Annotated in this window: 8 protein-coding genes and 1 pseudogene; 2 read left to right on the top strand and 7 right to left on the bottom strand. The window is 68.3% G+C overall.

Features of this window, described 5'->3' with window-relative positions; translation table 11 throughout:
* Positions 1 to 29: 29 nt before the first annotated feature.
* Positions 30 to 1,103, bottom strand: coding sequence for an MBL fold metallo-hydrolase (locus IAE58_RS19175; RefSeq protein WP_199934007.1), 1,074 nt, complete (start codon positions 1,101 to 1,103; stop codon positions 30 to 32).
* Between the two features lie 103 nt (positions 1,104 to 1,206).
* Between IAE58_RS19175 and IAE58_RS19180 the strand changes: the two genes are divergently transcribed.
* Both IAE58_RS19180 and IAE58_RS19185 read left to right on the top strand, forming a co-directional pair.
* Positions 1,207 to 1,818 carry a TetR/AcrR family transcriptional regulator gene (locus IAE58_RS19180; protein ID WP_108756030.1) on the top strand — a complete coding sequence of 204 codons (612 nt, stop codon included), beginning with the start codon at positions 1,207 to 1,209 and terminating at the stop codon, positions 1,816 to 1,818.
* 110 nt (positions 1,819 to 1,928) lie between these two features.
* Positions 1,929 to 2,948 carry an aminoglycoside phosphotransferase family protein gene (locus IAE58_RS19185; RefSeq protein WP_199934008.1) on the top strand — a complete coding sequence of 340 codons (1,020 nt, stop codon included), beginning with the start codon at positions 1,929 to 1,931 and terminating at the stop codon, positions 2,946 to 2,948.
* Positions 2,949 to 3,069: 121 nt separating this feature from the next.
* Here the strand turns inward: IAE58_RS19185 and IAE58_RS19190 are convergent, their stop codons facing one another.
* From IAE58_RS19190 to IAE58_RS19215, 6 genes and pseudogenes are all read right to left on the bottom strand, one after another.
* Positions 3,070 to 3,933 (bottom strand): DMT family transporter, encoded by an 864-nt coding sequence (locus IAE58_RS19190; RefSeq protein WP_267908091.1) that lies wholly within the window; start codon positions 3,931 to 3,933, stop codon positions 3,070 to 3,072.
* Positions 3,934 to 3,965: 32 nt separating this feature from the next.
* Complete coding sequence (gene murB / locus IAE58_RS19195) at positions 3,966 to 5,075, bottom strand: UDP-N-acetylmuramate dehydrogenase (protein WP_233614959.1); 1,110 nt, start codon at positions 5,073 to 5,075, stop codon at positions 3,966 to 3,968.
* Complete coding sequence (locus tag IAE58_RS19200; protein WP_199934010.1) at positions 5,012 to 6,067, bottom strand: quinone-dependent dihydroorotate dehydrogenase; 1,056 nt, start codon at positions 6,065 to 6,067, stop codon at positions 5,012 to 5,014. Before IAE58_RS19200 ends, murB begins: the two co-directional genes overlap by 64 nt.
* Before the next feature lie 9 nt (positions 6,068 to 6,076).
* Positions 6,077 to 6,847: a class I SAM-dependent methyltransferase gene (locus tag IAE58_RS19205; protein WP_199934011.1), complete on the bottom strand. Its 771-nt coding sequence runs from the start codon at positions 6,845 to 6,847 to the stop codon at positions 6,077 to 6,079.
* Between the two features lie 5 nt (positions 6,848 to 6,852).
* Positions 6,853 to 7,137: a DUF4190 domain-containing protein gene (locus IAE58_RS19210; RefSeq protein WP_108752923.1), complete on the bottom strand. Its 285-nt coding sequence runs from the start codon at positions 7,135 to 7,137 to the stop codon at positions 6,853 to 6,855.
* Between the two features lie 261 nt (positions 7,138 to 7,398).
* Positions 7,399 to 7,938 (bottom strand): annotated as a pseudogene (locus IAE58_RS19215) (SDR family oxidoreductase); the annotation flags it as partial.
* Positions 7,939 to 8,003 lie beyond the last annotated feature (65 nt).

Raw genomic sequence — 8,003 nt, forward strand, 5'->3', positions numbered from 1 at the left:
AACCAAGGTTGGCACCTACCGGGGCGGGGTTATCGGGGGGATTCCCACCAGCGGGTGCCGGGCGCGGGGGCCTGCATGTCCAGGGCTTCGCCCATGATCGGGGTGGCGACGGGGACGTTGTGGGCGGCGGCCAGGGCGGTGATGCGTTCGAACGGTTGCTGCCAGTCGTGCAGGGCCAGGTCGAAGGTGCCGTTGTGGATCGGCAGCAGCCACTTGCCGCGCAGATCCAGGTGCGCCTGCAGGGTCTGTTCGGGCTGCATGTGCACGAAGGCCCAGCGTTCGTCGTAGGCGCCGGTCTCGATCATGGTCAGATCGAACGGGCCGTACTTTTCACCAATGGCCTTGAAACCATCGAAGTAGCCGGTGTCGCCGCTGAAGAAGATGCGGAAGTCGTCATCCTGGATGACCCACGATGCCCACAGGCTGCGGTCGCTGTCGCCCAGCCCGCGGCCGGAAAAATGCTGGCCCGGGGTGGCGGTCAGGCGCAGGCCGCCAGCGCTGGTGCTCTGCCACCAGTCCAGCTGTTCCACCTTGGCGGCATCGATGCCCCAGGCGATCAACTGGTCACCCACGCCCAGAGGCGCGATGAAGCGCGTGGTCTTGCCAGCCAGCGCCAGCACGGCGGCATGGTCCAGGTGGTCGTAGTGGTTGTGCGACAGGATGACGCCGGCGATGGGCGGCAGATCGTCGATGCTGATGGGCGGTGCGTGGAAGCGCGCCGGGCCCATCCACTGCACGGGCGAGGCGCGTTCGGAGAACACTGGGTCGGTCAGCCAGTACTGCCCGCGCAGCTTCAGCAGGAGGGTGGAATGGCCCAGGCGGAACAGGCTGCGATCGGGCGCGGCGTCGAGCGTGGCGCGGTCCAGTGGCTGCACCGGAATCGGCTGTGTGGGCACGGTGCCCTTGGGCTTGTTGAACAGGAAGGTCCACCAGATTTCCAGACCATCACGCAGGCCCATGGCCGGCTTGGGCAGGACATTGCGGAACTTGCCGTCGCGGTACTGCGGCGAGTCGGGGAAGTCGGGCAGGGACCAGGATTTGCAGAACGTATAGGCGGTCACGGCAAGGGTTCCAAGCAGGAGGACGAGGAGCAGGCGCTTCATTGGGGACGTCCGCAGGGTACACTGCACAGTGTAGTTTCCGATTTCGGGAAAGTACACTGCCAGGTGTAAAATGTCGGCATCCGTTCAGAATCCTGGTATCGCCATGTCCCGCGCCCCGCAACGCCTGACCGACCGCAAACGCGAAGCCATCGTGCGCGCGGCGGTGGAAGAGTTCCGCGCGGCGGGCTACGAGGCCACCAGCATGGACCGCATCGCGGCGGCGGCCGGCGTTTCCAAGCGCACGGTCTACAACCATTTCCCCAGCAAGGAAGAACTGTTCGCGCTGATCCTGGAAGAACTGTGGGAAAGCAGCGTGGCCAGCGTGGACGTGCCGTACCGCGCCGACCAGCCGCTGCAGGCGCAGTTGCTGCAGTTGCTGGCGAAGAAGCTGGAGCTGCTGGGCGACCCCAACTTCATTGACCTGGCACGGGTGGCGATGGCCGAGATCATCCATTCGCCCGAACGCGCGCAGGCCATCGTCTGCCGCATGGGTGAAAAAGAGGGCGGGGTGAGTGCGTGGGTGCGCGCGGCGGTGGCCGATGGCCGCCTGCGTGAGGTCGATCCGGAATTCGCCGACCAGCAGTTGCAGGGCCTGGTGAAGGGCTTTGCGTTCTGGCCGCAGGTAACGCTGGGGCAGCCGCCGCTGGCCGCCGCCGAGCGTGCGCGGGTGGCCGAATCGGCCGTTGCGATGTTCCTGGGGCACTACGCGAAGTGACGTGACGCTGCGCTGTTTTGTCGCAGCTGGCCAAAGATGTGACCGGTTTGCCTGCGCGCTGTAAAGCGTGTCTGCGATAGTGGGCGTGCCCTCCACGCAGTCGGGTGTTCATGTCACTTGCAACGGTGCCGCAGATCGGGGAAGTCCTGCAGCAGTCCTATGGCATCACGCCCACGGCGGTGGTATCGCGCGCGGTGGGCGCCGATGCCCATGCGGCGGTGTACCGCATTGATGCGCGTAACGCGCAGTGGTGGCTGAAGTGCCGCCGTTACCAGGTGAACCCGGCAGTGTGGGACAGCCTGCACTGGTTGCGCGGCACGCTGGGCATCGAGGAGATCGTGGCGCCGTGGCCCACCCTGGCCGGTGCCGCGTCGGCACAGCGCTGGGGCCTGCAGTTCACGCTGTTTCCCTATATTGAAGGGCAATCGGGCTTCGAGGCGCCGCTGAGTTCGGCGCAGTGGCAGCAGCTGGGCCGCGTGCTGCGTTGCCTGCACCAGGCGCGCCTGCCGGAAGCGATGGCGAGCGCGCTGCCGCAGGTTGCGCTGGATACCGACGCGCTGCTGACGGTGGGGCAGTGGCTGCAGCAGCCCGGTGCGCTGCCGACGGCCACGGACCGTTGGGGGGAAGCGTTCCTGGCGCTGTGGCAGCAGCAGCGTGCGCGCATTGCGCAGCTGCATGCACGCGCCGAGGAACTTCAGCACGGCCTGCAGGACCAGCGTGCAGAACTGCGGGTGTGCCACACCGATCTGCATGCCGGCAATCTGTTGATGGATACGGCTGGCCGACTGCATCTGATCGACTGGGATGGCCTGGCGCTGGCCCCGCGCGAGCGTGACCTGATGTTCGTGGGTGGCGCGGTGGGCGGGCGCTGGGGGCGTGAGCGCCCGCCGGGTTTCGTGGAAGGCTACGGCGAAGACCTGGCCGATGCGCGATGGATTGCCTGGTACCGGCATGTGCGCGTGCTGCAGGACCTGATCGAGTTCCAGCAGATGCTGCTGGGGGCGCAGGCGCAGGGACGTGCGGTGCAGCAGCGGCGGCAGGCGCTGCATTTCCTGGGCGAGCAGTTCGCGCCGGGGAATGTGGTGGATGCGGCAGAGCGCGCGTACCGGGTGGCGTGCTGCGTTCTGTAGAGTCGAGCTTGCTCGACTGCCGTTTCTTGTAGAGTCGAGCATGGCTCGACTCTACAAAGAGCAGTCGAACAAGCTCGACTCTACGAAGGGCGGGGGCGGGAGCAGTCGAGCAAGCTCGACTCTACGGGGCGATGGTGCGCGCGCGGCGGGCCAGTACGGCTTCGCGGTGGGCGATGTAGGCGTTGGCGGCCAGGATGATGCCGGCGCCGATCAGGGTCGAGCGGTCGATGGTTTCGCCAAACAGCAGCCAGCCGCACAGGGTGACCAGCGGCAGCTGCAGGAAACTGATCGGGGTCAGTGCCGAGACTTCGCCCAGGCGTAGCGCGCGGGTCCACAGCAGCTGGCCCACGGTGCCCATCACGCCGGTGGCGACCAGCCACAGCCAGGCCATGCCGGTGGGCGATACCCATACGAACAACGCCGGCACCAGCGACAGCGGCACCCAGAACACGTAGGTGTAGAGCACCACCGTATCGGCGCTGTCCACGCGAGTGAGCTGCTTGATCTGGATCGCCACCAGCGAGCTGAGCAGGGCGGCGGCCACGGCCACCAGGCTGCCTGCGGAAAAGCCGGCGGTGCCGGGCCGCACGATCACCAGCACGCCGATGAAGCCGATCACCACCGCCGCCCAGCGGCGCACGCGCACGATCTCACCCAGCCACAGCACCGCGGCAATGGTGACGAACAGCGGCGTGGAATAGGACAGCGAAACTGCCTGTGCCAGCGGCAGGTGCCCCAGCGCCCAGAACGCGCACAGCATCGAGGCCAGGCCGATGGCACTGCGCAGGAAATAGCGCGGCAACTGCTGGGTCTTCAACGGCGCACGGCCCGGGCGCAGCAGCATGGGCAGCAGCGCCAGCAGACCGAAGGCATTACGGAAGAAGGCTACTTCCTGGGTGGGCACGTAGCGGGTGGCGTAGCGGATCGCCACGGCCATCAGCCCGAACGCCAGGGTGCTGCCCAGCATCAGCAGTGCCGCCCGCAACGGGGCAGCGGCCGGGCCCTGCACGGCGGTGTTCACCACTGGGCGCCGAGCAGGCGCGGTTCCGGTTCAATGGGCACGCCGAACTTTTCCAGCACCGAGGCAGAAATGCGCCGGGCCAGGGCCAGCAGTTCAGCGCCACTGGCATTGCCGTGGTTCACCAGCACCAGTGCGTGGCTGGCGGCCACGCCGGCGTCGCCTTCGCGGAAGCCCTTCCAGCCGCAGGCGTCGATCATCCACGCCGCCGACACCTTGCGCTGGTCCTCGCGCTCGGCCGGGAACACCGGAAGCTCGGGGAAGTGCTGCAGCAGCACCTCGGTCTGTTCCAGCGGCAGCATCGGGTTTTTGAAGAAGCTGCCGGCATTGCCCAGCACATCGGGGTCGGGCAGCTTGCGGCGGCGGATCGCGATGACCGCGTTGGCCACGTCCACCGCGCTGGGCAGTTCCACGCCCTGTGCCTGCAGTTCCTCGCGGATGCCGGCGTAATCCATGCGCAGATCGTGCAGCAGCGGCAGCTTCAGTTCGATGGCGGTGATCAGGTAGCGATCGGCCTGCTGCTTGAACACGCTGTCGCGGTAGCCGAAGCCGCACTGTTCATTGTCCAGCCGCACCCAGGCCTGGTCCTGGCAATCCCAGGCTTCCACGGCCTGGATGAATTCGCCCACCTGCGCGCCGTAGGCACCGATGTTCTGGATCGGCGCGGCACCGGCGGTGCCGGGAATCAGCGCCAGGTTTTCCAGCCCGGACAAGCCATTCTGCAGCGACCACATCACCAGCCCGTGCCAAGGCACACCGGCACCGGCGCGGATGACCGCATGGTCGGCGCGGTGTTCCAGGAAGCTGATATCGCGGTTGCCGAACACCAGCACGGTGCCGGGCAGATCGTCGGCGATCAGCACGTTGCTGCCACTGCCCAGCACCAGCAGCGGGCCGCCGGCAACGCTGGGCAGGGCCAGCACGTCGGGCAGCAGGGCCGGGTCGTGCAGTTCAAGCAGCTGCGCTGCCGTGGCCTGCACATGGAAGGTGTTGAGCGCCTGCAGCGGCGCGTTTTCGGTCAGGGTCCAGCGCAAGGGTGCGGTGCTCACAGCGGTGCCACCGCGCCACGGCTGGGCGCCTCGCGGCGGCGACGGATCGCTTCCACGCAGTCGGCCACCAGCGCAGGACCCTTGTAGATCAGGCCGCTGTAGCATTGCACCAGCGAGGCACCGGCGGCCATCTTGGCCACCGCATCGGCGCCGGACAGGATGCCGCCCACGCCGACCAGCGGAATGGATTCGGGCAGGCGCGCGCGCAGGCGGCGCAGCACCAGGGTGGACTGGTCCAGCACCGGCGCACCGGACAGGCCGCCAGCCTCGTTGGCCAGCGGATCGCCGGCCACGCGGCTGCGGTCGATGGTGGTGTTGGTGGCGATCACCCCGTCCACCTGCAGTTCGCCCAGCACGCGTGCGGCGGCATCGATATCGCGCTCGCTCAGGTCCGGTGCCACCTTCACCAGCATCGGTACGCGGCGGCCATGCTGCGCCGCCAGCGCTTCCTGGCGGTCGCGCAGCTGTGCCACCAGCTGGCGCAGCGCGGTTTCTTCCTGCAGCTCGCGCAGCCCGGCGGTGTTGGGCGAAGAAATGTTCACCGTGATGTAGTCGGCCAGCGGATACACCTTGTCCAGGCAGGTGATGTAATCGTCGGCCGCCTGCTCGTTGGGGGTGTCCTTGTTCTTGCCGATGTTGATGCCGAGCAGGCCGCGGCGTTCACGCGCGCGTTCCACGTTGCGCACCAGCGCATCCACGCCGGCATTGTTGAAGCCCATGCGGTTGATGATGGCGCTGTGGGCGGGCAGGCGGAACAGGCGCGGCTTCGGATTGCCTTCCTGCGGGCGCGGCGTGATGGTGCCGATTTCCACGAAACCAAAACCGAGCGCGAACAGTGCATCGATGTGCTCGCCATTCTTGTCCAGGCCGGCGGCCAGGCCGACCGGATTGGGGAAGGTCAGCCCGAACACCGTGCTGGGCATCGGCGCGATGCGTGCGGCCAGCAGCGGCGTGGTGCCGGTGCGGTAGGCCAGGTCCAGGGCGGACAGGCCGAGGCCGTGGGCGCGCTCGGCGTCGAGCGAGAACAGGAAGGGGCGGGCAAGCGAATACATGCGGTGGTTTCAGTCCAGCGTGCCGAGGAAGGCTCGGGTTTGATATTCAAAGGCGACCTGGCCGTCCACGGCGTGGGCAGCGAACAGGTCCTGCAAGGCGGCCAGCATGGCATCGTGGCGCGGGTGGCCGGCCTGCGGCGCATACGAGGACGACAGCAGGCGGCCGCGCAGGGCGTCCAGGTCCAGATGCTGCACGTTGGGCAACTGCACCCAGCCGCGCAGGCCGGGGCCGAACCAGGCCTGCATGGTGACATCGTCCTGATAGCGCTCGGCCACGGCGGTGTAGTCGGTGCCGAAGTCCAGCAGCAGTTGCTCGTAGCCGACCAGGAACGGGCTGGCGTCGAGCAGGCGCGAGTTCCAGTACACCAGGGCCAGGCCGCCGGGGCGCAGGATGCGCTGCCACTCGGCGCGCACGGCTACGGTGTCGAACCAGTGGAATGCCTGGGCGGCCGACACCAGATCCACGCTGGCATCGGCCAGGCCGGTGGCTTCGGCACGTCCATCGACGGCGCGGAACTGCGGGTACTGCGGCGCCAGCCATTGTTCGGCGGCAGCGCGCATGGCGGCATTGGGTTCCACCGCCACCAGCGGGTGGCCGGCGGCCAGGAACTGGCGGCTGGAAATGCCGGTGCCGGCGCCGATGTCGGCCACCAGGGCCCCGCTGGGCACGCCCATCGGGCCATGCAGCCAGTCGATCAGGGCGGCGGGGTAGTCGGGCCGGTAGCGCACGTAGTCGGCTACCCGGCTGCTGAAGCGTTCGGTGCTGTCAGAAGCGCTCATGGCGGTCAGTTCGACATGGCGGCCAGCCAGGCCAGGCCGCCGAAGAAAGCGATGAAGGCCAGGATGCCCAGCAGCACCATGCCCACGTTCAACCAGCCCAGGATCAGCCCGGTCAGGGCCAGGCCATCGCCTTCCAGATCGGTGGGGCGGCGGCGGATTTCGGCGCGGGCCATGTGCCCGGTAATGATGGCCACGATGCTGGCCACGAACGGCAGTACGGTCCAGCCTGCAATGCCCAGCACCAGGCTGAGCACGGCCACGGTGCTGGTCTGTCGGGGTGCCACGCTCATCGGGGTCCTCCTTGGCAGTGTGCACATGATAGTGCCTGCGGGTGGCCAAGCCCAAGGGCGGGGGGGCGGTGGTCCGTCGAACTTGGTCGATGCGAATCGCCAACCGAGGTTGGCAGCTACCAGGGGGGGAGATAGCTCTGGTAGGCGTCGACCTTGGTCGACGCGGATCGCCAACCAAGGTTGGCAGCTACCAAGGGCCAGGACTGCCAGCCAAGGTTGGCAGCTACCGGGGGGGCAGGGGCGCCCACCGGCAGGGCCGGGTCAGCCCATCAACACCTGGCCGCCATCGACGTTGAGCACGTGGCCGGTGATCCAGCGTGCCAGCGGCGAGCACAGGAACAGGGCCGCGTTGGCGATCTCCTGCGGGTGGCCGAAGCGGCCGAACGGGATCTTCGCCAGGGTGCCGTGGTACAGCGCGGGGTCTTCCACGCGGCGGCGATCCCACAGGCCGTCGGCGAATTCGATCGAGCCGGGGGCGATGGCATTCACACGGATGCGATGCGGGGCCAGCGCCAGGGCCTGCGAGGTGGTGTAGTGCGAAAGCGCGGCCTTGGCCGCAGCATACGGCGCGCCGCCCGGGCGCGGTTGCTGCGCGGCAATGGACGAGAGGTTCAGGATGCACGCATCTGCCGAGGCGCGCAGCCACGGCTGGGCCAGCCGCGAGGCACGCACCGCCGCCATCAGGTCGATCTGCAGGCTGGCAGCCCAGCCATCCTCATCGTCGGCCATGCCGTAACCGGTGGCGTTGTTCACCAGTACGTCGATGCCGCCCAGTGCTTCGGCGGCGCCGTGCAGCCAGGCGTGGGGGGGGGGGGGGGGGGGGCGGCGGGGGCGGGCGGGGGGGGGGGGGGGGGGGGGACCCACGC

This window comes from Stenotrophomonas sp. S49 (assembly GCF_016624905.1).
Taxonomy (GTDB): domain Bacteria; phylum Pseudomonadota; class Gammaproteobacteria; order Xanthomonadales; family Xanthomonadaceae; genus Stenotrophomonas.